22 protein-coding genes are annotated in these 26303 nt (G+C 68.7%); all 22 read right to left on the minus strand.

Going from position 1 to position 26303, the window contains the following annotated elements; translation table 11 throughout:
- Positions 1-54: 54 nt before the first annotated feature.
- Positions 55-555: a hypothetical protein gene (locus tag G9373_RS15015; RefSeq protein WP_005247603.1), complete on the minus strand. Its 501-nt coding sequence runs from the start codon at positions 553-555 to the stop codon at positions 55-57.
- Positions 556-707: 152 nt separating this feature from the next.
- A complete protein-coding gene (locus G9373_RS15020; protein ID WP_005574452.1) occupies positions 708-2042 on the minus strand; it encodes a DNA polymerase IV in 1335 nt (444 codons plus the stop codon).
- Between the two features lie 46 nt (positions 2043-2088).
- Entirely contained in the window at positions 2089-5223 is a 3135-nt protein-coding gene (gene ileS, locus G9373_RS15025) for an isoleucine--tRNA ligase (protein ID WP_005574454.1), read from the minus strand.
- A gap of 261 nt (positions 5224-5484) precedes the next feature.
- Positions 5485-5736 carry a hypothetical protein gene (locus G9373_RS15030; RefSeq protein ID WP_005574455.1) on the minus strand — a complete coding sequence of 84 codons (252 nt, stop codon included), beginning with the start codon at positions 5734-5736 and terminating at the stop codon, positions 5485-5487.
- A gap of 49 nt (positions 5737-5785) precedes the next feature.
- On the minus strand, positions 5786-6631 hold the full coding sequence (locus G9373_RS15035) for a DivIVA domain-containing protein (RefSeq protein ID WP_005260217.1): 846 nt from the start codon (positions 6629-6631) through the stop codon (positions 5786-5788).
- Positions 6632-6733: 102 nt separating this feature from the next.
- Positions 6734-7036 (minus strand): YggT family protein, encoded by a 303-nt coding sequence (locus tag G9373_RS15040; RefSeq protein ID WP_005247609.1) that lies wholly within the window; start codon positions 7034-7036, stop codon positions 6734-6736.
- A gap of 133 nt (positions 7037-7169) precedes the next feature.
- The gene (locus tag G9373_RS15045; RefSeq protein ID WP_005574458.1) at positions 7170-7847 is read right to left on the minus strand and encodes a cell division protein SepF; all 678 of its coding nucleotides are present in this window, start codon (positions 7845-7847) and stop codon (positions 7170-7172) included.
- An 85-nt stretch (positions 7848-7932) separates the two neighbouring features.
- Positions 7933-8658: a YggS family pyridoxal phosphate-dependent enzyme gene (locus G9373_RS15050; protein ID WP_043793872.1), complete on the minus strand. Its 726-nt coding sequence runs from the start codon at positions 8656-8658 to the stop codon at positions 7933-7935.
- A gap of 47 nt (positions 8659-8705) precedes the next feature.
- A complete protein-coding gene (gene pgeF / locus G9373_RS15055; protein WP_120660698.1) occupies positions 8706-9449 on the minus strand; it encodes a peptidoglycan editing factor PgeF in 744 nt (247 codons plus the stop codon).
- Positions 9446-10645 (minus strand): cell division protein FtsZ, encoded by a 1200-nt coding sequence (gene ftsZ / locus G9373_RS15060; RefSeq protein ID WP_005247614.1) that lies wholly within the window; start codon positions 10643-10645, stop codon positions 9446-9448. The genes pgeF and ftsZ overlap by 4 nt, the downstream gene beginning before the upstream one ends.
- A gap of 217 nt (positions 10646-10862) precedes the next feature.
- Positions 10863-11750, minus strand: a complete 888-nt coding sequence (locus tag G9373_RS15065; protein ID WP_240960505.1) for an FtsQ-type POTRA domain-containing protein — start codon at positions 11748-11750, stop codon at positions 10863-10865.
- Complete coding sequence (murC, locus tag G9373_RS15070; RefSeq protein WP_005260207.1) at positions 11747-13258, minus strand: UDP-N-acetylmuramate--L-alanine ligase; 1512 nt, start codon at positions 13256-13258, stop codon at positions 11747-11749. Before murC ends, G9373_RS15065 begins: the two co-directional genes overlap by 4 nt.
- Positions 13255-14403 carry an undecaprenyldiphospho-muramoylpentapeptide beta-N-acetylglucosaminyltransferase gene (gene murG / locus G9373_RS15075; RefSeq protein ID WP_005247177.1) on the minus strand — a complete coding sequence of 383 codons (1149 nt, stop codon included), beginning with the start codon at positions 14401-14403 and terminating at the stop codon, positions 13255-13257. Before murG ends, murC begins: the two co-directional genes overlap by 4 nt.
- On the minus strand, positions 14400-15935 hold the full coding sequence (gene ftsW / locus G9373_RS15080) for a putative lipid II flippase FtsW (protein ID WP_064080879.1): 1536 nt from the start codon (positions 15933-15935) through the stop codon (positions 14400-14402). The genes murG and ftsW overlap by 4 nt, the downstream gene beginning before the upstream one ends.
- Entirely contained in the window at positions 15932-17431 is a 1500-nt protein-coding gene (gene murD, locus G9373_RS15085) for a UDP-N-acetylmuramoyl-L-alanine--D-glutamate ligase (RefSeq protein WP_120660697.1), read from the minus strand. The genes ftsW and murD overlap by 4 nt, the downstream gene beginning before the upstream one ends.
- Positions 17432-17435: 4 nt before the next feature.
- Positions 17436-18515 carry a phospho-N-acetylmuramoyl-pentapeptide-transferase gene (mraY, locus tag G9373_RS15090; protein WP_005247625.1) on the minus strand — a complete coding sequence of 360 codons (1080 nt, stop codon included), beginning with the start codon at positions 18513-18515 and terminating at the stop codon, positions 17436-17438.
- Complete coding sequence (gene murF, locus G9373_RS15095) at positions 18512-20026, minus strand: UDP-N-acetylmuramoyl-tripeptide--D-alanyl-D-alanine ligase (protein ID WP_054248934.1); 1515 nt, start codon at positions 20024-20026, stop codon at positions 18512-18514. The genes mraY and murF overlap by 4 nt, the downstream gene beginning before the upstream one ends.
- Positions 20023-21636, minus strand: coding sequence for a UDP-N-acetylmuramoyl-L-alanyl-D-glutamate--2,6-diaminopimelate ligase (locus G9373_RS15100; RefSeq protein ID WP_167115618.1), 1614 nt, complete (start codon positions 21634-21636; stop codon positions 20023-20025). The genes murF and G9373_RS15100 overlap by 4 nt, the downstream gene beginning before the upstream one ends.
- 169 nt (positions 21637-21805) lie before the next feature.
- Positions 21806-23656, minus strand: a complete 1851-nt coding sequence (locus G9373_RS15105; RefSeq protein WP_037204871.1) for a penicillin-binding protein 2 — start codon at positions 23654-23656, stop codon at positions 21806-21808.
- Positions 23653-24327, minus strand: a complete 675-nt coding sequence (locus tag G9373_RS15110; RefSeq protein ID WP_005260195.1) for a hypothetical protein — start codon at positions 24325-24327, stop codon at positions 23653-23655. Before G9373_RS15110 ends, G9373_RS15105 begins: the two co-directional genes overlap by 4 nt.
- On the minus strand, positions 24324-25340 hold the full coding sequence (gene rsmH / locus G9373_RS15115) for a 16S rRNA (cytosine(1402)-N(4))-methyltransferase RsmH (RefSeq protein WP_005260190.1): 1017 nt from the start codon (positions 25338-25340) through the stop codon (positions 24324-24326). Before rsmH ends, G9373_RS15110 begins: the two co-directional genes overlap by 4 nt.
- 196 nt (positions 25341-25536) lie before the next feature.
- Entirely contained in the window at positions 25537-25968 is a 432-nt protein-coding gene (mraZ, locus tag G9373_RS15120) for a division/cell wall cluster transcriptional repressor MraZ (protein WP_005247637.1), read from the minus strand.
- Positions 25969-26303: the final 335 nt, after the last annotated feature.

Raw genomic sequence — 26303 nt, forward strand, 5'->3', positions numbered from 1 at the left:
GGCATCGGTGCGGGAACGCGGCGATCCGTCAGGACCGCACAGTTCGGCCTGGAATCAGGCAGGGCATGCAGGCGAGGTCAGCTGCGCGAGCGACACGATCTGGCATGCGGTGATCTTCGACAGCTTCCACGTTCCGTTCTCGCCGGGAACGAAGATGGCCGGAACGCCACCCTGCTGGACCTGGCCGTTGACGGTCAGCTGCAGCTGGCCGCTGGCGGTGCCGTCACCATTGTCGATGACCGGGTCGAGAACGGTGACCTCGGCGTTGTTGGCCTTCGCGGCGGCGGCGACCTGGTTGATGAGCTCCGGATCCTGCTCCGAACCCTCGACCATGGCGGACTTGACCTCGAGCGGCGTGGCCGGATCGAGGCCCTGCACCAGAAGCGCGTTGAGATCGGCCGCGGTGGGCACCTCGATGGCTTCCGAGGTCTCGGCAGCTGCGGAAGTCGTCGTCGTGGTCTTGGTCGCCGTGTCGCTCTCGTCGGAGCCACACGCGGACATCGTGAGGGCTGCGGCGATTGCTACTCCGGCAACCGTGATCTTACGAAGCTTCAACTCAATAACCTCTTCATTCTCGGTGTTCGTTCTCGGACGATCTGAGCATCTATCGCTACCCGGGCCAACGTTACCCAAGGGTAAGCATCAGCGCCCGAGGCTACCTTCTCGTGGAGCCGGTCTCCACTCCGTCGTCCGGGCGGTGGGTCCGGTCACTCGAGCGAGCCTTCCACATCGGCCCGTTCGAGTTGCACGTCGTCCTCCTTGAAGGTCCGCGCCTTCCCCGGACCCGTTGTGCGCGTTTCGAATCGGACGGTCACGACACCGTGGCCGGCCCCCTGCACCCAGCCGTGACCGAAGTCCGGGTGCGTCACGTCCAGACCGGGATGCCACCGCGTGTCGATCGCCCGGGCGGGTGCGGGAGTGGGCGCGGAGAGGCCGTCGTCGGGGCCCGCCTCCGTGATCTTCGACTCCTGATAGCCCGGGACGTCCAGGTCCAGTTCGGGGAACAGCGAACCCTGGCGGACCGTCGACAGTCCGGCGAATCCCACCCCGACCAGACGCACCGGCCCGAGTTCGAGCGGATCGATCACCTGCCGCTGCGCCGCCGCGACGAGGATCTGACGGTCGAGGGTCGCGTAGGGCAGCGTGACCGAGCGCGTCACGATGCTCATGTCCGCCTTCTTCAGCTTCAGCACCACCGTCCGCGCGGCCCGGCCGTCCTTCTGCAGGCGCCCGAACGCGGACGCCGCGCTCGACTCGACGGCACCCCGCAACTCGGCCATCGTGACGATGTCGGTGGCGAAAGTCGTCTCCGCACTGACCTGTTTGGACTCGGCGCGTTCGGCGACCGGCCGATTGTCGATGCCCTGCGCCAGCCGGTGCAGGCCCGGTCCGACCGTGGTGCCCAGAATGGACGCCACCTCCGATTCCGGGGTCCGCGCGAAACCGCCGATGGTCTCGATGCCGAGCCGCTTGAGCTTCTCCTCCGCGACCGGGCCGATGCCCCACAGTTTCCGCACCGGAAGCTCGTCCAGCACGGCATGCTGCTCGTCCGGCGGGATCACCGTGATCCCGTCGGGTTTGGCCAGACCGGACGCGATCTTGGCCACCTGCTTGCCCGACCCGGCGCCGATGGACGCGACCAGTCCCGTCTCCTCGAGCACGAGGGCGCGCAGTCCCTCGCAATAGCGTTGCACCGTGGCCGCATCCGCCCCGGCCAGCTCGGTCGGTTCGCCGAACGCCTCGTCCATCGACAGTTGCTCAAGCACCGGCATCGGGCCGCGGAGAGCGTCGAACACGGACTTGCTCAACATGCCGTAGAGGCGGCCCCGCGGCGGCAGCACCACCGCGCCCGGACCCACCAGCCTGCGGGCCTGATGCATCGGCATGGCCGAACGCGCGCCGAAGACCCTCGCCTCGTAGCTGGCCCCGGCGACGACACCGCGTCCGCCGAGACCACCGACGAGAACCGGGCGGCCGCGGAGCGTCGGCCGGGTGAGCTGCTCGACCGACGCGAAGAACGCGTCCATGTCGAGGTGCAACACCCACCGACGACTCACCTGGTGCAAAATACCCGCCCGGTCCGACAGGTCATGCCTTGGCGATCGCCGCCCGCACACCCTCACCGAGTTCGACGGCGTCGCCCGGCGCCTCGGCCAGTTCCAGCTCGACGGCGAGGATCTCGCCCGCGATCAGCTCCCGGTGCGCGAGCGCCCAGTCCCGCCGTTCCGCGGGCACGTCGAGGACGACGGTGATCCGGTCGGACACCTCGAGCCCGGCGGCGCGCCGCGCGTCCTGCAACTCGCGGATACGGTCCTTCGCCCACCCCTCGGCTTCCAGTTCCTCGGTGACCGCCGAGTCCAGGACGACCAAACCGGCCCCATCGGGCAGGGCTGCCGTCGACTCCGGTTCGGCGGCGACCAGCCGCTGCGTGTACTCCTCCGGCAGCAACTCGATCCCCGCCGCGACGACGACGCCGTCCGAGTTCTCCGACCAGTCACCGGCCTTGACGGCCTTGATGACGGTCTGCACGTCCTTGCCCAGGCGCGGCCCCGCGGCGCGCGCGTTGACGACGAGCTCGAACCGGCCGTGCACGTCCACGTCGGTGGTGAGGTCGACCTTCTTGACGTTGACCTCGTCGGCGATGAGACCCAGATACGGGCGCAGGCGCTCCGCGTCGTCGGACGCGACCGTCACCTCGGGCAGCGGCAGCCGCACCCGAAGGTTCTGCGCCTTGCGCAGGCCCAGCACCGTCGAGCACACCGACCGCACCTCGTCCATCGCCGACACCAACTCCGCATCAGCCGGCAGCTCACCCTGGGCAGGCCAGTCCGCGAGATGCACGGACCGTCCGCCGGTCAGTCCCCGCCAGATCACCTCACTGACCAGCGGCAGCAACGGAGCGGCGAGCCGGGTGACCACCTCGAGCACCGTGTGGAGGGTGTCGACGGCGTCCTTGTCCTCGTCCCAGAAGCGCGAACGCGACCGCCGCACATACCAGTTCGTCAGCGCGTCGCAGAACGTGCGCAGTTCGTCGCACGCCCCGGCGATGTCGTTCGTCTCGAGCGCGCCGGTGATGGCGTCCCGGGTTCCGGCCAGCTTCGCGAGGATGTACCGGTCCAGGACATTCGTCGAATCCGTGCGCCATTCACCGGACGTCGGCGCGTACAGCTGCAGGAAGCTCCACGCGTTCCACAGCGGCAGCAGCGCCTGCCGGACACCCTCGCGGATGCCCTGTTCGGTGACGACGAGGTTCCCCCCGCGCAGGATCGGCGAGGACATGAGGAACCAGCGCATGGCGTCCGAGCCGTCGCGCTCGAACACCTCCTTCACGTCCGGGTAGTTGCCCTTGGACTTGCTCATCTTCAGTCCGTCTTCGCCCAGGACGATGCCGTGGGCCGCAACGGTCTTGAAGGCGGGACGATCGAACAGCGCCGTCGCCAGCACGTGCAGCGTGTAGAACCAGCCGCGGGTCTGGCCGTTGTACTCCACGATGAAATCGCCCGGGAAGTGGCTGTCGAACCATTCGCGGTTCTCGAACGGGTAGTGCACCTGCGCGTACGGCATCGACCCGGACTCGAACCAACAGTCGAGGACCTCGGGCACGCGCCGCATCATCGACTTCCCGCTGGGGTCGTCGGGGTTCGGACGCACCAGGTCGTCGATCATCGGCCGGTGCAGATCCGTCGGGCGCACCCCGAAGTCGCGCTCGAGTTCGTCGAGCGAGCCGTACACGTCCGTGCGCGGGTACGCCGGGTCGTCGGACACCCACACCGGAATCGGGCTGCCCCAGTATCGGTTGCGGCTGATGTTCCAGTCGCGCGCGCCCTCGAGCCACTTGCCGAACTGTCCGTCGCGGATGTGCTCGGGGACCCACGTGATGTCCTGGTTCAGCTCGACCATGCGGTCGCGGAACTTGGTGACCGCGACGAACCACGACGGGACCGCCATGTAGATCAGCGGCTGCCCGCTGCGCCAGCTGTGCGGGTACGAGTGCTCGATCGTCTCGTGCCGCAGCAACTTTCCAGCAGCCTTGAGGTCCTTGATGATCACGGGGTTCGCGTCGAACACCTGGAGACCCTCGTAGGGCGGCACCATCGCCGTGAACTTGCCGCCCGGGTCGAGCGGCTGCACGATCTCGATTCCGTTCGCCGTGCAGTACTCCATGTCCTCTTCACCGAAAGCCGGTGCGAGGTGGACGATTCCGGTACCGGACTCGGTGGTGACATAGTCGGCGGAGATGACGCGGTGCGCGTTCTCGTGTCCGACGAAGAAGTCGAACGGCGGGTCGTAGCGGAGCCCGACGAGGTCCGAACCCTTGTGCTCCGACAGCACCTCGGGTGCCTCGCCGAGTTCGCGGGCATAGTGACCCAGCCGATCCTTGGCGAGCACGTAGCGCTTGCCGTCGGCGCCCGTCACCTGGACGTAGTCGATGTCCGGGTGCACCGCGACAGCGAGGTTGGACGGCAGCGTCCACGGCGTGGTGGTCCAGATGATCGCGTTGGCGCCGTCGAGCGGGCCCTCACCGTGCAGCGGCATGTCGACCGTGACGGCGGGATCCTGGCGCATCTTGTACGCGTCGTCGAGCCGGGTCTCCTGGTTCGACAGCGGCGTCTGCTCGTACCAGCTGTACGGCAGCACACGGAAGCCCTGGTAGATCAGGCCCTTGTCGAACAGTTCCTTGAACGCCCACATGACCGACTCCATGAAGTCGAGGTCCAGGGTCTTGTAATCGTTGTCGAAGTCGACCCACCGGGCCTGCCGGGTGACGTAGTCGCGCCACTCGTCCGTGTACCGCAGCACGGAGGATTTGCAGTACTCGTTGAACTTCTCGAGACCCATGACGTCGATCTCGGACTTGTCCTTGATCCCGAGTTGCTTCTCCGCCTCGAGTTCGGCGGGCAGTCCGTGGCAGTCCCAGCCGAATCGGCGCTCGACCTTGTTGCCGCGCATGGTCTGGAACCGCGGGATCAGGTCCTTGACGTACCCCGTCAGGAGGTGGCCGTAGTGCGGGAGACCGTTCGCGAACGGCGGACCGTCGTAGAACACGAATTCGGGGGCGTCGTCGCGCTGGGCGACCGATGCCCGGAAGGTGTCGTCCTCGTCCCAGCCGGCCAGCACACGCTGCTCGATCTGGGGGAACCGGACACCCGCATCCTGGGAGACGCCGTAGTCGACCTTGGGGTAGGACTCGTTGCTGCTGGTCACGTTGCTGGTGTCGGTCACCGCGATCTCCTCGTGCCTGACGTACTCGGCACGGGGACGACGGAGACGCCTCCTGCGTCACCACCGCGGTACCACCCCGCTTGCACCCCGGAGGGCGCCTCTCGGTGCCAGGCTGTGACGGGCCCACCCGTTCGGTTCTACTGAGCCGGCGTACCGGCCGTTCTTCCGAAGGCTCCCCGGTGATGGCCGGATCGTCGCCGCGAAACTCGGTTACTGAATTATTCGCTGAATGCAGTCTAGCCGCCACCGGCGTGCGGCAGCTCAGTCGCCCTCGTCGGAACCGGGCGTCGTGTCCGCGTCCCGAGCGGGACCGCGTTCACCGGGAACACCGCTCGCGGGTTGCCCCGGCACGGTCGCCGCCTTCTTGCCCGCGAGGGCGCTGACGAGCAGCAGGACCGCTCCGGCGACGCACACTACGATGCATCCCCAGGCCCACACGACCGAACCGGTCATCAGAGCCACCACCAGGAGAGCGAACCCCACCGCTGCAAGAGCGAGTGTCACGACCAGCACGGCTCAACCTCTATCCGGGCCGCTGGCTGGGCAACTACCGCGCGCTCAGTCAGCTATTGCCCTTGGCGTAGGACTGGCTGTAATTGGACTGCGATCCACCCTGCGCGAACGAATCCTGACCGCCGTCCACCGGAACCGCGGATCCCCGCTGCTCCAGTTCCTCGAGCTGCGACTCCAGGTACGACTTCAGGCGCACACGGTATTCGCGCTCGAATGTCTTGAGCTGCTCGATACGACCCTCCAGCACGGAACGCTGCTGGTTGATCGTCGCCATGATCTCGGTGTGCTTCTTCTCCGCGTCCGCCTGCAGCGCGTCGGCCTTCTCCTTGGCCTGGCGCAGCTGGGTCTCGGACCGGGTCTGAGCGTCGGTAATCAGCGCTTCCGACTTCTGGCGGGCGTCCGCGATCATCGTCTCGGAACGGGTCCGTGCATCGCTGACCAGCTGCTCCGAGTTGGTGCGCGCGTTGCCGAGCAGCTGCTCGGACTCCGTCTTCGCGTCACTCGTGAGGCGGTCCGCCATCTCCTGGGCGAGACCCAGAACCTTGGCGGCCTGCATGTGTGCGTCGGCGCCCTGTGCAGGAGCGGCCGCAGCCGCAGCGGCGGGAGCCGGTGCCGGCGCGGGAGCCTTGGGCTGCTCGACGACACGAGCCGGCTCCGCCTTGGGGGCGGGAGTCTGTGCTGCGGACGCGGAGCGTGGAGCCTTCTTCGCATCGGCGAGCTCCTTGTCGAGCTCCCCTACTCGCTGCCGAAGGTCGGCGTTCTCCTCGATCAGGCGCGACAACTCTTGCTCGACGAGGTCGAGAAACGCATCGACTTCGTCTTCGTTGTAGCCCCGCTTACCGATCGGTGGCTTGCTGAACGCGACATTGTGCACATCAGCGGGAGTCAGCGGCATGGAAGGATCCCTTCACGCGTCATTTGGCGGTCTAGCAAGCATTCAGTTACAGCGCAGTCTACGTAACGGTGAAACAAGACTGGATCAATGGGGTCCATTCTGTCACACCAGACCCGTAGCACGCGCTTGTCCCTGAACGATCGACATCAGGATGAAGACGATGAACAGCAAGACCATGATGGATAGATCCAACCGCACCCCCCCGAGATTGATCGGGGGGATCAACCGCCGGAGCAGTTTGACCGGAGGATCGGTGACCGTAAAAATCGCTTCGAGGATGACGACCACGACGCCGGTTGGCCGCCAGTCTCGTGCGAAGGTCCGTACGAACTCGACAATGATTCTGCCGATGAGTAGCAGCCAAAAGACAAACAGTATCAAGTAGATCACCGAGAACAAGGCCACACCTTCACTCTGCCTGAGAATGTCCGGCCGATCAAAACGAGCCGCGTGGCCAGGGCTTTCTCCGCCACAGCCGCCGCGGCCCGCGTCGTTTCGGACGTTCGGATCCCGATGGTCGTTTCCCCCGCTCCCCGGTTTACTTCTGGCTGTAGAAGCCGGTTTCCGCGATGCGGCGACGCTCCTCGGCGGAGACGTCGATGTCTGCGGGTGAGAGCAAGAACACCTTCGTGGCCACCTTGTCGAAGGACCCGCGCAGCGCGAATGCCAGTCCGGCGGCGAAATCGACGAGGCGCTTGGCGTCGGCGTTGCTCATCTCGACGAGGTCCATGATGACGGGGGTGCCGTCACGGAACCGCTCGCCGATGGTCCGGGCCTCCCCGTAGTCGCGGGGACGCAGCGTGGTGATCTTGGACAGCGGGCCCCCTTCGTCGAAGAGGGGTCCGCGACGACTCTCCACCCGCTCGGACCGCGTGTCGACCGCCAGCGCGCCGCGGGTGCTGCCGCGCACAGCACCGCTCGCACTGGGACGGGCCGACCGGACGGCCACCGGTTCGACCCGGGACGAGTGCCGCGGGCCGTCGTACCGGTCGAAGTCGTCGTCGAGGTCGTCCCGGCGGCCGGGAGCATAGGCGGCCTTGCTGAAGGCCGGCTCCGCGAAGTCACGGTCGTCGCGGTCGAGGTACGGATCACGTCCACTGTCACGCGCCGGGCGAGCGGGCCTGCGCGCAGGTTCCGGCTCGTCCAGGTACTCGTCCTCGTAGTCGTCGAGGGGAACCATGCCGAAGTAAGCCTTGAACTTGTGCAGACTGCTCATTGATCGACCTTCCTTGGCGCGGCGGACAGGATCCAACTGCGACCGGTCGCAGCGGTGTGGACGGGTTGGCGATCACCTGGGCGATCTATTTCGAGGTTATAGGCCTCGAACCCAACAGCGCGGTTCCGACACGCACGCACGTCGACCCGTGTCGGACAGCGTGCTCGAGATCATTCGTCATGCCTGCTGAGAGGTCCGTCGCATCCGGATGGTCGCGCCTGAGCCGCGCGTGTATCTTCTCCAGTTCCTCGAACGCCGCGTCCGGGTCGGCGTCGATCGGCGGAACCGCCATCAGCCCGCGGTATTCGAGTCCCGGCGACGACTGCACCTCCGCCGCAAGGTGTTCGAGGTCGGCGATCGCGGCACCGCCGCGCTGCGGATCGCCGTCCAGACTGACCTGCAGCAGCACCCGCAGCGGCTCGGGCCGCTCCCCCGCCTCGAGAGCCGCGGTCGCCGCGCGGCCGAGGGCGCCGACGAGTCGTTCGCTGTCCACCGAGTGGATGGCGTACGCCCAGTGCGCGACGGCCTTCGCCTTGTTGCGCTGGAGGTGTCCGATCATGTGCCACCGCACCGACGGATCCGTCACCGCGGTCCGGAACTCCGCGATCTTGGCCGTGGCCTCCTGCTCACGTGACTCCCCGAATTCGCGGCACCCGAGGTCGTACAGGATCCGCGCGTCGGATTCGGGGAAGAACTTGGTGACGGGCAGCAGCGACACCTCCGCGGGGTCGCGGCCGGCGTCCCGGCACGCCGCGTCGAGCCGTGCACGCACAGCGCCCAGCGCAGCCTCGATCTCCCCGACCCTGCCCATCGTTTCCACTCCCACGCCGAATCCTCGCCGCCCACCGGCGGCCGTCGTCACATGCTGTCTTGCCCAGTATCCATCCAGATCACCGCCGCGAGGCGACCGGTCGGGGCCTGCCGGCGATGACTGAACAGCGTCTGGTCCTCGATGGTGCAGCGCGGATCCTCCGCCACTCCCGAGACACCCGCGTCGAGCAGTTGCTTCCGCAGACCGGCCCGCAGGTCGAGGCCGGGGGTCCCCTTGACGGTGCGGGTGGCGCTGCCGGGAAGGAATTTCTCGACGTCCGCCTGCATCGCCGCGGGGACCTCATACTGTCGGCCGCTCGCCGCCGGACCCAGGAACGCGCCGATCCGGTCGACCCGCGCCCCCTGCTCGACCATGACGTCGAGCACCCGCGGAACGATGCCGATGCGGGCGCCGATCCGGCCGGCGTGGACGGCGGCGATCACCCCGGCCTCGTCGTCGGACAGCAGCACCGGGACGCAGTCGGCGCTGAGGGTCGCGAGTGCGAGCCCCGGCACCGTCGTCACCAGCGCGTCCGTGGCGGGCACCGGCACGTCGGTGGGCCCGTCGACCACGGTCACGTTGCGACTGTGGATCTGCTCCATCCAGACCAAGCGGTCGAAGGCCACGCCGATGTTGTCGGCCAGCCGATGCCGGTTCGCCTCCACCGCGGCCGGATCGTCGCCGACGTGATCACCGAGGTTGAACGTGTCGTACGGTGCGACGGACTGCCCGCCGGCACGGGTGGTGACGACCCGGCGAACCCTGAAATCGGGGGCTGACGACGAACTCAACGACGCATGAAGGAGGGCACGTCGACTTCGTCTTCACCCTCCTCGTCGGACACCGGCACCGCACGGGACTGACCGTTTCCCGGAAGCGGCGGCAGACTGCTCGGGCTCTGGTGGGAGCTGATCGTCTCTCGGGTCACCGACATCGGCTCGCTGTGCTGCTGCTCGGCCTGCTGTCCGACCTCGCCCGCCCGCCCGGCACCGATGGCACTGCGACCGGCGGCGCCCGACTCGACCGGCCGACGGGCGGGGGCGCCGCCGTCGAACCCGGCGGCGATGACGGTGACCCGCACCTCGTCGCCGAGCGAATCATCGATGACGGTGCCGAAGATGATGTTCGCGTCGATATGGGCAGCTTCCTGCACCAGCGACGCCGCCTCGTTGATCTCGAACAGGCCGAGGTCGCTGCCACCGGCGATCGAGAGCAGCACGCCGCGCGCACCCTCCATCGACGCCTCGAGCAGCGGAGAGTTGATCGCCGATTCCGCGGCCTTGATGGCCCGGCCCTCGCCGCGCGAGGATCCGATGCCCATCAGCGCGCTACCCGCGCCGGACATGACGCCCTTGACGTCGGCGAAGTCGACGTTGATCAGACCGGGGGTGGTGATGAGGTCGGTGATGCCCTGGACACCGTTGAGCAGGACCTCGTCGGCGCTGCGGAACGCGTCCATGAGGCTGACTGCGGCGTCACCGAGCTGCAGGAGGCGGTCGTTCGGGATCACGATGAGGGTGTCGCACGATTCACGCAGCGACTGGATGCCGGTGTCGGCCTGGCCACCGCGGCGCTTGCCCTCGAAGGAGAAGGGGCGGGTGACGACACCGACGGTGAGGGCCCCGAGCTTGCGCGCGATACTCGCCACGACCGGTGCGCCGCCGGTACCCGTGCCGCCGCCCTCGCCTGCGGTCACGAACACCATGTCGGCGCCCTTGAGGACTTCCTCGATCTCGTCCTTGTGGTCTTCTGCGGCCTTGCGGCCGACTTCGGGATCCGCGCCGGCTCCGAGCCCGCGGGTGAGCTCCCGGCCGACGTCGAGCTTGACGTCGGCGTCACTCATCAGCAGCGCTTGCGCGTCGGTGTTGACGGCAATGAACTCGACTCCCTTGAGTCCCTGCTCGATCATCCGGTTGACTGCGTTCACGCCGCCGCCGCCGATGCCGACGACCTTTATTACGGCGAGGTAGTTGTGCGGGGGCGTCATCGGCTCTCGCCTTCCATGAGTGTGTATCACGCTTTCGTACAGATCAGTCCAGCCTGAACCCTCAACCTCAACCATAGGGTTACGGTTATGTCAAGTGCTGCCCGACTAGAGCGAAACGCTATGCACCGCCATACGGATACGCCATTAGGCGCGCCGAGACGCGCCGAGTTATTTGACGAACTCGCCCGCAACTCTTTCGCATCCGGGTCACGACCCCTCACCGCACCGTCGGCAGGTCGGGACTCGACACGTCGTACGTCTGCCCGGGCTGGGTGAGCAGCGGCAGGGTGACCGCAGCCTTGCGCTCGGACTTCTCCGTGCCGCCCCACACCACGGTCCGGCCGTCGAGCAACGTCACCGCGATATCCGAAATCGACTTCGCCACAATCTGTCCCACCTGACCGCGGAGCTGAGGCGGCATCGACTCCAGCACCTCGATCGCAGCCTCCGTCGACGGGTCGCCCCACCCCGGCGTCTCCGTCACCAGACGCGGCACCCCCGGCGGCGGCGGTGCGATCTCGTAGTCCACGGCCTCCGCGTCGAGAAGATGGGTACCGCCAGGGTTGTCGACGAACACGACGGGCACCCGCTCGGTTACCGTGACCCGGATGGTGGACGGGTACACCCGCTGGACGCGCGCGGACGCCACCTTCGGGATCGCGGCGACCCGCTGAGCCGCGCCCTCCGTGTCGACACGCAGCAACGGCTGCCCCTGCGGCACCGCCAGCACCTGGCGAATCTGCTCCTCGGAGACGGACGTCGCCCCCGCGACGTCCGTCTCCCGCACCGACAGCAGCGGCGTGAACCAGGCGACGAGGCCGAGCGCCACGACCACGACGACACCGACGACGCCCATCACCGCGGGCCGCCGGTACCACGGTCGCTGCGACGTCTCCGCCGCCGCGGGCTTCCGTGCCGCCGAAGCCGATTCGCGGGTGCGCCGCGTTCCGGGGTCGGTGACCGTCGAGGTGCGCCGACGCGAGGACGTCCGATCGCTCGCCGTCGCGCGGGCACCGGCCTCACGCCCCGGCCTCGGACTGCGCTGGACGTCGCGGCGGACAGGGCGGTCCGGCCGCTCCGACCGGCCCCGACGCTCCCGCGTCATCGCGACGGGTGGTGGTGCGGAGCCGCACGCAGAGCGTCGAGGATCTGGTTGCCGAGCATCGTCACGTCACCGGCACCCATGGTGATCACCACGTCCCCGGGGGTCGCGAGGGCCGCGACCTGCCGCGGCGCCTGCGACAGGTCGGGCTGGTAGTGCACCGGCTTCGACACCGACAGCGCGACCAGGGCGCCACTGACACCCGGGAGCGGTTCTTCCCGCGCGCCGTACACGTCGAGGACCACGACCTCGTCGGCGAGGTCGAGCGCGTGCCCGAATTCTTCCGCGAATGTTGCTGTGCGGGAGTACAGGTGGGGCTGGAACACCACGATGACCTTGCCGCTGCGCACCGAGTCCTCGGATTCGCGACGGTCGGCCTCGTGGGGCTGGCGCACCAGATCGGCGGCGGCGCCGAGCACGGCACGCACCTCCGTGGGGTGATGCGCGTAGTCGTCGAACACGCGGACCCCGTGCTCGCGGCCGGTGAACTGGAACCGGCGGTGCACTCCCCCGAATCCGGCAATGCCTTCGAGGATCTCGTCCACGTCGGCACCGGCTTCCCGGGCGGCGAGGAGAGCGGCCAGAGCGTTGAGCGCCATGTGCCTGCCGGGCACACCCATCCGGACCGTCCTCGGCGACTGTTCGCCGGCCAGCTGGAACTGCAGCACTCCGCCGACGTCCCGGGCCTCGAAACTCAGCAACCGCGCGCCGACCTCGACGCCGTCGACGGGTGCGAAGGCCCCGTCGGTGTTCTCGGCGCTGCCGTATCCCAGCACCCGCACACCGGGCAGTCCCCGCGCCGCCACCCGCTGCGCGAGCGCCGCGGACCCCGGATCGTCGAGACAGGAGACGAGCAGACCGCCGGGCGACAGACGCGCCGCGAAATCGTCGAACACCTGGATGTACGCCTCGGTGCTGCCGAAGTAGTCGAGGTGGTCGGCTTCGACGTTGGTGACGACGACGACGTCCGGTTCGTACTGGAGCAGCGAACCGTCGCTCTCGTCGGCCTCCGCGACGAACACGTCGCCGCTGCCGTGGTGGGCGTTGGTTCCGGCCTCGTTGAGTTCGCCGCCAACTGCGAACGACGGATCGAAACCACAGTGTTGCAGCGCCACCACCAGCATCGACGTGGTCGACGTCTTACCGTGGGTGCCCGACACCAGCAGGGTACGGTGCCCCTGCATCAGCGAGGCCAGCACCGCGGGTCGCAGGATCACCGGTATGCCGCGCCGGGCCGCCTCCACGAGTTCCGGGTTGTCCTTCGGGATGGCGGCGTGCGTGGTGACCACGACGGTCGGGCCGCCGGGCAGCAGGTCGAGCGCGCCGGCGTCGTGACCGATCCGCACGTGCGCGCCGCGGGCACGCAGCGCGAGGACGCCGCGGCTCTCCTTGGCGTCCGATCCGGACACCTGCCCACCCCTGGCCAGCAGGATCCGCGCGATTCCGGACATTCCGGCGCCGCCGATCCCGACCATGTGGACACGTTCCAACTCCGCGGGCAGGTCGGTCATCGGGTTCCCCTTGTCAGCGCGGCCACGTCGAGCACGATGCGCGCAACCTCGGTGGCTGCGCTGCGGTGACCCGCGCCGGCCGCGCGTCGCCCCATGTCCTCGAGCTGTGCGGGATCACGCAGCAGAGGGATCACGGTCTCCGCGACGAATCCGGCGGACAGGTCTCCGTCGGCCACAATCATTCCACCTCCGGCGGCGACCACCGGTCGCGCGTTCAGTTCCTGCTCCCCGTTGCCGTGTGGCAGCGGCACGTACACCGCGGGAAGCCCCACCGCCGACACCTCCGCCACCGTCATCGCACCCGACCGGCAGATCACCGCGTCCGCGGCCGAATAGGCGAGGTCCATCCGCGACAGGTAGGGAACGGCCACGTACGGCGGGCCGCCCGGTGTCGCGGGAACGTCGAGGGTGTTCTTCGGTCCGTGCGCGTGCAGGACGGCCACACCGGCCGCTGCCAGCGACTCGGCCGCGCCCGACACGGCCTCGTTGAGCGACCGCGCGCCCTGCGAACCACCGAAGACGAGCAGTACGGGACCGTCGGCGGGGAGCCCGAAATGTGCGCGCGCCTCCGCCCGCAGGGCCGCCCGGTCGAGACCGGTGATCGACGCCCGGACCGGGATCCCGAGGATCTCCGCGTCCGAGCGACCGCGTGCGGAGACTCCGGAACCGGCGACCGCGGCCAGGACCCGGGCGGCCCGGCGGGCACCGATCTTGTTCGCTATCCCGGCACTGGCGTTCGCCTCGTGCACCACGATCGGAATGCGGCGCCGACGGCGCAGCAGTCCGGGGCCGGCCGCCAGATATGCCGGCAGCGCGACGTACCCGCCGAATCCGACGACGACGTCGGCACCGGTCGCATCGAGCACCTCGCGGGTGCGGCGCACCGACGCGCGCACCCGACCGGGAAGTCGCAGCAGGTCGAGGGTGGGTTTACGGGGCAGCGGCACCGGCGGTATGAGCTCGAGCGGGTAGCCCCGCTCGGGAACCAGGGTGGTTTCGAGGCCACGCGCCGTACCGAGAGCGGTCACCACCGCGGTGTCGTCGATCGCCTTGATCGCATCGGCCACTGCCAGAGCCGGTTCGATGTGCCCGGCGGTACCACCACCGGCCACGATCACCGACAGGGTGGACTTGTCGCCGTTCACCTACGAAATCCTCGCTCTCCTGCTCGGCCACCCGAGCTTCGCTGTTGACGTGCACCTCGTTCGGGGGTGCGGCCCTTGCCGCGTTCGGGGCGGCCCTTCTCGTATGTGACGCTGCGGGTCCGTGGGGCCATCTCCCGACCGGCCCGCCGGCGGGCCTCGGCGCGGCGCACCGCCTCGGCGCGTGCCGCGTCGGCCCGCACCGGCGAATACGCCTCCGGCTTGCGGAGCCGCAGGAGACGACCGAACGGGCCGTCCTGTCCGGAGTGCAGCGCCGCGACCGCCTCCGGTTCGTGCCGCGCCGCGTTGGCGACGAGGCCGAACATGAACAGTGTGGTGGCCGTCGACGTTCCGCCGGCGGACACCAGCGGCAACTGCAGGCCGGTGACGGGCAGCAGCCCGATCACGTATCCGACGTTGATGAATGCCTGTCCGGTGATCCACACCGTCGCAGTTCCGGTGAGCAGGCGTAGGAAGGGGTCGGCGGATCGGGCCGCGATGCGCAGGCCCGTGTACACGAACAGTCCGAACAAGCCGAGGACGGCGGCGCCGCCCAGATATCCGAGCTCCTCGCCGATGATCGCGAAGATGAAGTCGTTGTGGGCGTTCGGCAGGTAGCTCCACTTCGCGCGGCTCTGCCCCAGCCCTCGCCCCAGGATGCCGCCGTCGGCGAGCGAATACATCGCCTGCCGCGACTGGTACCCGATGCCCTGCGGGTCGGAACCGGGATTGAGGAACTCGCGCACGCGAGCGGAGCGGTAGCCGGCGGTGAGCGCGAGGATCACGATTCCTCCGAAGCCGGTCCCGAGGATCGCGATGAACAGCTTCAGCGGCAGGCCCGCGAACCACAGCAGGGCCATCAGGATGATGGCCAGCGAGACCGTCGTTCCGAGGTCGGGCTGCAGGATGATCAGGACGAACGCGACGAGCGCGGCCGGCACCAGCGGAACGAGCATGTCCCGGATACTGGAGATGTCGCTGCGCCGCGACGCCAGGATGTGCGCACCCCACACTGCCAGCGCGATCTTGGTGAGCTCGGCGGGCTGCAACGAGAATCCCGCCACGACGAACCAACCCCGGGTGCCCTGGGACACGGTGCCGATGCCGGGTATGAGGACCAGGACCAGCAGGATGATCGTGACCGCGAAGGCCGGGAACGACAGGGCGCGCATCACCCGGACCGGGATCTGCAGCGCCGCGTAGAACAGGCCGAGCCCGAGAGCCGCGAACAGCGCCTGCCGGGTGAAGAGGGTGTATGCCGAACCGTCGGAGGCGTAGGCCTCGACGCTCGAGGACGACAGCACCATCACCAGGCCGAGGACCGTCAGCAGAAACGCGATGGTGACCACGAGGTGGAACGACGCCAGAGGCCGCGACAGCCAGGCCCCGATCCGGGTGCGCGGGCCACGCGGAGGTGCCGTGCGCGTGCGGGGACTCGACGGTGCACGCTTCGCCACCCCGGGGGCGGCCGCCGTGCGGGGCGGGGACCGCCGTCCTTCGGGGACGCGGCGGGTGCGGGCTCCGGCGGAGGTCATCGCAGCGTCCTGGAGATGTCCGACTCGTCGAGCCTGCCGACGGCGTCCGCGAAGCTGCGCCCCCGGTGGCCGTAACTGTCGAACATGTCGAGCGAGGCCGCCGCGGGCGCCAGGACGACGGAATCCCCCGCCGTTGCCAGCGCAGCCGCTTCGCGCACGACGACACTCATCACGGCGTCGCTGTCGGTGTCCGCCGGCAGCACCAGCCGGTGCGTCGCGGTCTGCGGGACTGCACTCACACCTGCATCGTCTCCCGTTTCGACAGTGACCACGGGAACCTCGGGGGCGTGTCGCGCAAGGGACTCTGCGATCTGCCTCGCGTCGCGGCCGAGCAGGACGGCGCCGGCGAGGCGACCCGCCACCTCGCGGACGAGGTCGTCGACCCGCGCACCCTTCAGCAGACCACCGGCGATCCACACCACCCGCTCGTGGGCGAGGATCGACGGGCGGGCGGCGTGCGGGTTGGTGGCCTTGGAGTCGTCGACGAATGTCACTCCCCCGACGTCGGCGACGTGTGCCGCGCGGTGCGGGCCCACGACGTGGGCGGCCAGACCTGCAGCGACGGCGTCCGGCGGAACTCCGATCGCCCGGGCCAGAGCCGCCGCGGCCAGGGCATCCATCTGTCCGGCAGGCCCGGGCGGGGTGATCCCCTCGGCCGGGGCAAGCCGCTCGCCGTCGGCGAACGCGCGGTCGACGAGATACCCGTCCTCGACACCCAGTTCGCCTGACGCCGGCACACCGAGCCGGAAACCCAGGGTCCGGTCTGCGAGGGACGAGGAGAAGAGAGAGGACGCGACTTCGTCGTCGAGCCCCAGCAACGCGACCTCACCGGTCAGGGCGCGGGCCTTCGCATCGATGTACGGCTGCATCCCGCCGTGCCAGTCCAGATGATCTTCGGCGATGTTGAGGATCGCGCCTGCGGTCGGCCGGACCGACGGCGCCCAGTGCAGCTGGAACGATGAGAGTTCGACGGCCAGCACCTCTGCCCGGGGTTCGGTCTGCCGCAGGGCGTCGAGTACCGGAAGCCCGATGTTGCCGCAGGCCAGACTCGGCAGCTCGGCCGCCTCGAGGATGGACTGCAGCATGGAGGTCGTCGTGGTCTTGCCGTTGGTTCCGGTGACCACCAGCCACCGCCGGGGCGGGCCGTAGAGCCCGGCCCGGTCGACGTGCCAGGAGAACTCGATGTCGCCCCAGATCGGCACCCCGTCCCCGGCGGCGAGCGAGAGCAGCGGCGCGTCCGGACGGAACCCCGGGCTCGTCACGACCAGCGCGAACTCGGCGACGCGGTCCCGCTCGGTGAGCAGATCGTCGATCGGGACGGTCGCGGCGCCGAGACGCGCGCACTCGGCGAGGGCGTCGACGTTCGCGTCGGTGACGGTGACGAGCGCACCGAGGTCACGAAGCGGTTCGATGGTGGCCCGGCCGGAGACTCCCGCACCGGCGACGAGGACGCTGCGACCCCGCAACCAGTCGAGCCCGCCGTGTTCCTCTGCCACGTCGTCAGCCCCCGATCGCTGCCAGGTACTCGCTGTAGAACAGCGCGAGCCCGATCGCGGAAGCGATGGCGGCCAGCAACCAGAACCGGATGATCACCGTGGTTTCCGCCCACCCGGCGAGTTCGAAGTGGTGGTGGAACGGAGCCATCCGGAACACTCGTCTTCGGCTCGACCGGAACACCGCGACCTGGATCACGACCGATGCCGCCTCGGCGACGAACAGCGCGCCGATCACGACCATCAGCAGTTCGGTGCGCGTCGTGATCGACAGTCCGGCGAGCATGCCGCCGAGTGCCAGCGAACCGGTGTCGCCCATGAAGATCTTGGCGGGCGCCGCGTTCCACCACAGGAATCCGATGCACGCACCGGCACCGGCCGCGCAGATCAGGGCCAGGTCGAGCGGATCGCGGACGTCGTAGCAGCCCTTGCCGGGACTCGTCTCGCACGCGTTGCGGTACTGCCAGAACGTGATGATCACGTACGCGCCGAGCACCAGGCTCATGGAACCGGCAGCGAGACCGTCCAGTCCGTCGGTGAGATTGACCGCGTTCGACCAGGCGCTCACCAGGAGGTAGCAGAACGCGACGAACACGACGGAGCCCATCGTGACCGTCGCGATGTCACGCACGTACGACAGGTGTTCACTGCCCGGCGTGAGGTCGTTGGCGCCCCGGAACTGCAGCGCGAGAATGCCGAACGCCACTGCCGCGATGAGCTGGCCGACCAGCTTCGCTGTCTTGTTCAGACCGAGGTTGCGCTGCTTGCGGATCTTGATGAAGTCGTCGAGGAATCCGACCCCGCCGAGCGCCGTCGTGAGACCGAGAACCAGCAGTCCCGATGCCGACGGCCCGTCCGCGTTGTAGCCGATGCCGATCAGGTGCGAACCCCAGTAGCCGGCCCACAGTCCGGCGAGGATGGCGACGCCACCCATCGTCGGGGTGCCGCGCTTCGACTGGTGGCTCGCCGGACCTTCGACACGGATCTCCTGGCCGAATCCCTGACGGGAGAAGGCTTTGATGAGAACGGGGGTCAGCAGAATCGAGACGGCGAGCGCGATGCCCGCCGCGAAGAGGATCTGTCTCACCGCGTAGCCTCCGAACCCTTCTGTCCCGTGCTTCCCGCCAACACCGTGTCCGCAACCTCCCACAATCCGATGGACTGCGACGCCTTGACCAGCACCAGATCACCCGGCGCCAGTTCCTGTTCGAGCAAGGCGACCGCACCGGCGATGTCGGGGACGAGCATCGACTCCTCGCCCCACGAACCCTCCATGACCGCACCCTGGTGCATGGCGCGGGCGGGCCTGCCGGTTCCGACGATGATCAGCCTGCTCACGTCCAGCCGGACGGCGAATCTGCCGATGGCGTCGTGTTCGACCACTGATTCTGGACCCAGCTCGGCCATTTCTCCGAGCACCGCCCAACTCCGGCGCGCCGCACCCCGGCCCGTCCTGGCCATCGACACCAGCGCCTTCAGGGCCGCCCGCATCGAGTCGGGGTTCGCGTTGTACGAATCGTTGACGACGGTCACACCGTCCGGCCGGTCGCGGACGTCCATCCGGCGCGCCGAGACGGCGGCGGCACCGGAGAGGGCCTGCGCGATCTGCTGGAGGTCCGCCCCGCATTCGAGCGCCACCGCCGCTGCGGCGAGCGCGTTGCCGACCTGGTGTTCGCCGTGCACGGCGAGCTCGACGGGCACACTGCCCGCTGGCGCCGTGAGAGTGAAACGCGCCCTTGCCTTCTCGTCGAGCACGATGTCGGTGGCCCGCACGTGCGCGGACTCCGACTGGCCGACGAGGACCACCCGGGCCGACGTGCGCGGGGCCATGGCTGCCACCAGCGGATCGTCTGCGTTGAGGATCGCGACGCCACCGTCGTCCGCCGAGGGCAGCGACTCCGCGAGTTCGCCCTTGGCGGCGGCGATCGCATCACGCGAACCGAATTCGCCGAGGTGCGCCGTACCCACGTTGAGGACGACCCCGATCTTCGGGGGTGCGATTGTCGCGAGGGAGGCGATGTGGCCGCGGCCGCGGGCCGACATCTCCAGAACCAGGTATCCCGTGTCCGCGTCCGCGCGGAGGGCGGTCCACGGGTGGCCGAGTTCGTTGTTGAACGATCCGGGCGGCGCGACGACGGGGCCGAGGGGGCGCAGGACGGCGGCGAGCAGATCCTTCGTCGACGTCTTTCCCGCCGATCCGGTGACGCCGACGACGGTGAGCCCCTTCGCGGTGAGGTCGTCGACGGATGCGCGCGCGAGCTTCGCGAGGGCCGAGAGCACGGCGGCGCCCGATCCGTCGGTGTCGTGCTCGAGTGCCATCGCCTTGCTCGGGATGTCGCTCGGTGTCGGGGTGACGACGACCGCGGGGACGCCGACCGGGCGCGCCGCCAGGACCGCGACCGCACCGGCCTCGACCGCCGAGGCCGCGTGATCGTGGCCGTCCACTCGGGCGCCGGGCAGGGCGAGGAACAGACCCCCGTCGGTGACCTTCCGCGAGTCGAACTCGACCGTTCCCGTCACCTCGGCCGACGGATCGGCGACGTCGTGCAGTTCGCCGCCCACGATCTCGGCGACGCGAGCGAGTGTCATCGGGATCATCGCGCTCCTCCGACCTGTCGCTCGATCGCGTCGCCCAGTACGTCGCGGTCGTCAAATGGGTACTTCACCCCGTGTATCTCCTGACCGATCTCGTGTCCCTTGCCTGCGACCAGAACCACGTCGCCTGCCTGCGCCCAGCCGACGGCGTCGGCGATCGCCTTCGCTCGGTCCGCTACTTCCCACACCTGTCCCCGCTCGGATTCGGGCACTCCGAGAGCGCCCTCGCGGACCGCGGCCCTGATCTTCGCCGGATCCTCGGTGCGGGGGTTGTCGTCCGTGATGATCAGCAGGTCGGCTCCGCGCGCGGCCGCGGCGCCCATCAGCGGCCGCTTGCCTGCGTCGCGATCGCCGCCCGCACCCACGACGACGGCGACGCGGCCGTGCACCTGCTCGCGCAGCGTCGCGATCACGGCCTCGACCGCTGCGGGCTTGTGCGCGTAGTCGACGACGGCGAGGAAGTCCTGCCCTCGGTCGATCCGCTGCACCCGGCCCGGCACGTCGACCCCGGCGATGCCCGCGACGGCGTCGCGCGGATCGACACCCAGCGCCGCGCACAGCGCGACGGCAAGGGAAGCGTTGGCGACGTTGTACTGCCCCGGCAGACGGAGCTCCACGTCGAGTGTGGTGCCCTCGGCCGTGGTGAGCGCGAAGGTCTGCGAGCCCGAGGACGACACCGTCGCCGGGCCCGCCGTCCACACCGCGCCCTCACTCTCCGGCGTGGTGCCCACCGTCGTCACCATCGAGTGCGCGCCGCGCGCGACGTCGGCCATCCGCTGGCCCCACACGTCGTCGACACAGATGACGGCGTGCTGTGCATGGACGGACGAATCGGCTGCGAAGAGCCGCGCCTTGGCGGCGAAGTAGTCCTCGAAGTCGCGGTGGAAGTCCAGGTGGTCCTGGGAGAGGTTCGTGAACGCGCCCACGTCGAAGCGGACTCCGTCGACGCGGCCGAGCGACAGCGCGTGGCTGGACACCTCCATGACCACCGTGTCGACGCCCTGCTCGAGCATCACCGCGAACAGGGCGTGGAGCTGCGGCGCCTCGGGCGTCGTCAGTGCGCTCGGCACCCGGCGGCCACTCATCCGGGTCTCGATGGTGCCCACGAGACCGGTCGTCCGCCCCGCGGCGGTGAGCGCGGCCTCGACGAGATACGAGGTCGTGGTCTTCCCCGACGTCCCGGTGATACCGATGACCTGCATCTTCTCCGAGGGCCGGCCGTAGATGGTGGCCGACAGCTCGCCGAGAACACCCCGTGGGTCGTCGTGGACGAGCACCGGCATGTCGGAGCCCAGTGCGGACACCAACTCGAATCCGGCCTCGTCGGTGAGGATCGCGGTCGCGCCGCAGGCGAGAGCGTCGGCGGCGAATTCCGCGCCGTGCGCGCGGGCCCCGGGAAGGGCCGCGAACAGATCGCCCTCGATGATCCCCTGGGCGCGGAGATCCACCCCGGTGACGATCACGTGCTCGGCGGTTCCGGTGGGTGCCTCGACCCTCGCTCCGGCGAGCGCTGCCAGAGCGCTCACCGTGGTACGGACCGGCTGGGCGGGGCGAAGGCTGTCTGTGACCTTCGCCTCCACTGACGCCGACTGCGGGCGGGACGGAACAGGCACCGGGCTCCTCTCGGATGTCGACTCTCACTGACAACGGCGTAGTGCACGGATCGATACAGCGTGCTACCTCGGCAGTTCCCTGCGTCCACGGAAAAGTCCGTGTCCACTGAACGGCCGACGTGTCAGATTACCGCGAGAGCTCTCGGAACCCGATTCGGCCGACCTTCGCTCAATCGGCCTGCAGCACCAGCCTGCGTCCGGGGTCCGGGGACATCGGCACGCTGTCGCGTTGCAGCATCCAGGACGCGATGTTGTGGAACAGCGGTGCGGCGGACTGCCCGCCGGAGCCGTCCGCGCTGCGTGTCGGCGCGTTGAGCATGATTCCGACGACGTACCGCGGGTTGTCGGCCGGGGCGATCCCCGCGAACGTGATCCAGTAGTTCGAGTTCGAGTAGCACTTGCAGGCGGGATCGACCTGCTGGGCGGTGCCCGTCTTGCCGCTGATCTGGTATCCGTCGACGGCGGCCTGCACCCCGGTACCCCGTTGGTTGCCCGTGTCGTCCTGGGTGACGGACCGGAACATGTCGCGAACGGTGGACGCGGTCTGGGGGCTGACGACCGTCACCTCCTCGGGCGTCTCGGTCTCGGTCCGGTTCCCGGACGCGTCGACCGTCGCCTTCACGATGCGCGGCGGGATGCGGACGCCGTCGTTGGCGATCGCCTGGTACATGCCGGTCATCTGCAGCAGTGTCATCGACAGGCCCTGGCCGATCGGCAGGTTCGCGAACGTGCCCCCCGACCACTGGTCGCGGCTGGGGACGCTGCCGGCGCTCTCACCTGGGAGCCCGACGTCGGTGCGCTGGCCGAGACCGAACCTGGACAGCATGTCCGCGTAGCGGTCCTCCCCCACGCGCTGGGCGAGCATCAGAGTGCCCACGTTGGAGGACTTACCGAACACGCCTGTGGCCGTGTAGGGGGCGACCCCGTGGTCCCAGGCGTCCTTCACCGACACACCCGACATCTGGATGTTGCCGGGGACCTCGAGAACTTCGTCCGGTGTGGTGAGCCCGTACTCGATCGCGGCCGCCGCGGTGACGATCTTGTTGACCGAGCCCGGTTCGAACGGCGTGCTCACCGGCAGGTTGCCCATCTCCACGGTCCGCGGATTGTTGCCCACCCCGATCGCCGGATTGAACGTGCTGTCGTTCGACATCGCGAGCACCTCACCGGTGTGGGAGTCGAGCACGACCGCCGACGCGTCCTTCGCACCGGACTTGTCCTTCGCCATCTGCACCTGCTGCTGGACGTAGTACTGCAGGTCGGAGTCGATGGTGAGCTCGACGCTCGACCCGTCCACCGCCGGTTGCTTGTCGCGCCAGCTGCCGGGAATCACCGCGCCGTCGGAACCTCGGTCGTAGGTCTGGGAGCCGTCGGTGCCGGCGAGAGTGGAGTCGAGCGAGTCCTCGAGGCCGAGCAGTCCGTGACCGTCCCAGCCGGTGGCGCCGACGAGGTTGGCGGCGAGGGATCCGCCGGGGTACTCGCGGATGTCCTGGCGTTCGAGTCCGACCTCCGGGAACTTGTCACTGATCTGCGCGGCGATGTTGGGGTCGACGCTGCGCGCCAGATAGACGAACGTGTCGTCGCCGTGCAGTTTCTCCTTCAGATCCTTCTCGGGTGCGGCGTCGCCGAGCCGGTCGTGGATCTCCTTCGCGATAGCGTCGAGACGGGAGTCGACGTCGGGGGCGGTGTCGCTCTTGGCCTTCGCCTCCTCGAGTTCCTTCCGCACCCGTGCGGGCTGGAACGTCAGGGCCTTCGCTTCCATCGTGAATGCGATGGGGTTGGAGTTGCGGTCGGTGATCGACCCGCGCAGCGCCGGATCCACCTCGGTGGTGGTGCGCTGGTTCGCCGCCTCCGCGGACAGTTGTGGTGCGTCGATGACCTGGATCCACAGAAGTTGCACTGCGGCGAGGCCGAGCGCCAAGAACATCACCAGGCGTCCGTACCGTTGTCTGAACGGAAAGGACGCCGAACCGGCGCCCTTGGGGCGCCGGGGACGACTTCTCGGTGCGCTTCGACTCACCGGCGACCGCCGGACGGTGGAGCAGTCGTCGGAGCGGTGGTCGAGGGGATCACGGGAACCAATTGTTCACCCTGCGCTTGGATCTCGGTGCCATTGCCGGGCTGCGGCGTGGCGCGCGGCGACTGCGTCGTCGTCCCGCGGTTGGGGGCGGTCGCGACGGCGTTGCCACGCTGGGTGGGCGGGGCGACGTCCAGCGGCGGCACGGGTGCACCCGACGCCGGGGCCGGCTTTCCGACGACCTCGACGCTGCCGTCGGGGTGGACGACGAGGCGAGCGGGATCGTTGGCGGGCACCATGCCGAGCTTGGCTGCTTCCTCCGCCAGTTTCGGGGCGGAGTTGGCGGTCTCGACGTCACGCTCGAGTGCCGCCTTCTCCTCCGCGAGCGACTGGTTGTGAGCGCGGGCGGCGCTCAGCTGGTACGAGTCCTCCGCGGACCGGGTGGTCAGCAGCAATGTCATGGCCAGGCCCATCGCGAGCAGAACGAGGATCGTTGCCACGAACGGGATGCGGGCGGTGAGCGTGCCGGTGCGGTTCTTACCGGAGACGGCGATCGCGGATCCACTGTGCACGGCCGCGCGCTGGGTGCGCTTCTTGTACGCCCGCTCAGCCGCGCCCGTCCGGGCGGCCGCCCGCGCGGGCCGCATCTCGGTGGAACTCACCTGAACCGTCATGCCGCCGACCTCCTGGCAATTCTTTCTGCAGCGCGCAAACGCACCGGGGCTGATCGTGGGTTCTCTTCGACTTCCTGCTCGGACGCCCGCTCCGCCCCCCGTGTGAGGATCCGGAACTCCGGTCCCATCCCCGGCAGTTCGACAGGAAGCCCCTCGGGGCTCTTCGACTTCGACCTGGGAGTGATTTCCTGCTTGACGACCCGGTCTTCCAGGGATTGGTACGACATGAACACGACGCGTCCCCCGACGGTCAACGCGTCGAGTGCTGCCGGGACCGCGGCGCGCAGTGAATCGAGCTCGCCGTTGACCTCCACTCGAAGGGCCTGGAACGTCCGTTTGGCCGGATGTCCCCCGGTACGGCGGGTCGCCGCAGGAATGGAGCGATACAGCAGTTCGACCAGCGCTGCGCTGGTGGTGAACGGCTCCTTCGCGCGCTGCCGGACGATCTCCGACGCGATCTTGCCTGCGAAGCGCTCCTCGCCGTACGTGCTGAGGATGCGAGCGAGGTCTCCGTGGCTGTACGTGTTGAGGACCTCGGCCGCGGTGATGCCGGTGGTCGGGTCCATCCGCATGTCGAGGGGAGCGTCGATCGAGTACGCGAATCCCCGATCCGATTCGTCGAGCTGCATCGAGGAGACACCGAGGTCGAAGAGGATCCCGTGCACCGACTCCTGCGCGGGGAGGCCCGCCTGGGCGAGCGCATCCTCGATGCCGTCGTAGCGGGTGTGCACGAACGTGATGCGATCGGCGAACGGAGCGAGCCGGCCACCGGCGATCTCGAGCGCGTGCGGATCACGGTCGAGGGCGATGAGCCTCAGCTGAGGGTAGGTCCGCAGGAAGTGCTCGGAATGACCACCGAGACCGAGGGTCGCGTCGATCATGACGGCTCCCCCGCCCTGCGGGTCGTTCACGGTGAGGGCGGGGCCCAGCAGTTCGTCTGCGCGGTGAAGCAGAACCGGGATGTGACCGAAACCATCGGCGGGCGAGGAATCTTCCCCCTCGTGATCCACCATGATCCCTCCGGCTCCTGCTCTGTGGTGCGGGTGAAGCGCCCGAAGCCGGGGTTCACTGCTCGAACTTCTCTTGTCGGCCAGTTGCCGTGGCGAATGCTTCGAGGTCCCTGCCCGAAATGAAAACCTGGCGCTGGGGAAGTGCGTCAGGGTTCCGTCGGACAGAGGCCTCGCGGCATTCGCGGGGACGCGGTCACGCTCAGACGATCTCGCCGAGCGCGACTCCTGTTGCCTGCGAGTAGTTCTCCTCGTTCGCCTCGACGTAGGTCTGCCAGGCTTGCGCATCCCAGATTTCGAGGAAATCGACCGAACCGATCACTACGCAGTCCTTGGAGAGACCCGCGTAACGACGGTGATCTGCCGAGAGGGTGATGCGCCCCTGGGCATCTGCGTGCTGCTCATCGGTACCTGCCGCCAGTCCGCGAACGAAGGCTCGCGCCTCCGGATCGCTTCTCGACGCGGCCGCGGCCTTGCGTGCGAGAGCGGTGAATTCTTCCCGGGGATACACCGCGAGGCTGTGATCCTGACCCTTGGTGACCATCAACCCTCCCGCCAGCGCATCCCGGAACTTTGCGGGCAACGTGAGCCGCCCCTTGTCGTCGAGCTTCGGCGTGTAGGTACCGAGAAACACTCGACACCTCCCACCACGTTCGTATCGAACGCCGTATGCCCGGGCGGTTCACCTTCGCTCCCCGCTGCGCACCACAGTACCCCACTTTCCCCCACTCACAAGGTGGATAACAGCGTGTTGTCGCCCAATTTGCCCAATACTTGCTGGTCAACGCTTATTGCAGAAGGTGGGGGAAAATTCCCGACGTGATCACCGACACGAGCCGAGCCGATCGGGCTCGGTCACACATCAGCCCAAAAAGCAGTAAAAGCCCAGGTGAAAGCACAACGCGAGGGGCCGACGCCCCCACCCCGCGGTTCATCGCGGGGCACAGGGGGGAAAGTGGGGAAACGGGG

The organism is Rhodococcus sp. A14, assembly GCF_011603105.1.
GTDB lineage: Bacteria > Actinomycetota > Actinomycetes > Mycobacteriales > Mycobacteriaceae > Rhodococcus_F > Rhodococcus_F opacus.

Coding starts and splice junctions, on each gene's coding strand:
- G9373_RS15035 (WP_005260217.1), bottom strand. CDS start 6,631: ATGCCGCTGACTCCCGCTGATGTGCACAATGTCGCGTTCAGCAAGCCA.
- G9373_RS15045 (WP_005574458.1), bottom strand. CDS start 7,847: ATGAGCAGTCTGCACAAGTTCAAGGCTTACTTCGGCATGGTTCCCCTC.
- G9373_RS15050 (WP_043793872.1), bottom strand. CDS start 8,658: ATGGGCAGGGTCGGGGAGATCGAGGCTGCGCTGGGCGCTGTGCGTGCA.
- ftsZ (WP_005247614.1), bottom strand. CDS start 10,645: ATGACGCCCCCGCACAACTACCTCGCCGTAATAAAGGTCGTCGGCATC.
- G9373_RS15065 (WP_240960505.1), bottom strand. CDS start 11,750: ATGACGCGGGAGCGTCGGGGCCGGTCGGAGCGGCCGGACCGCCCTGTC.
- murC (WP_005260207.1), bottom strand. CDS start 13,258: ATGACCGACCTGCCCGCGGAGTTGGAACGTGTCCACATGGTCGGGATC.
- ftsW (WP_064080879.1), bottom strand. CDS start 15,935: ATGACCTCCGCCGGAGCCCGCACCCGCCGCGTCCCCGAAGGACGGCGG.
- murF (WP_054248934.1), bottom strand. CDS start 20,026: ATGATCCCGATGACACTCGCTCGCGTCGCCGAGATCGTGGGCGGCGAA.
- G9373_RS15110 (WP_005260195.1), bottom strand. CDS start 24,327: ATGACGGTTCAGGTGAGTTCCACCGAGATGCGGCCCGCGCGGGCGGCC.
- rsmH (WP_005260190.1), bottom strand. CDS start 25,340: ATGGTGGATCACGAGGGGGAAGATTCCTCGCCCGCCGATGGTTTCGGT.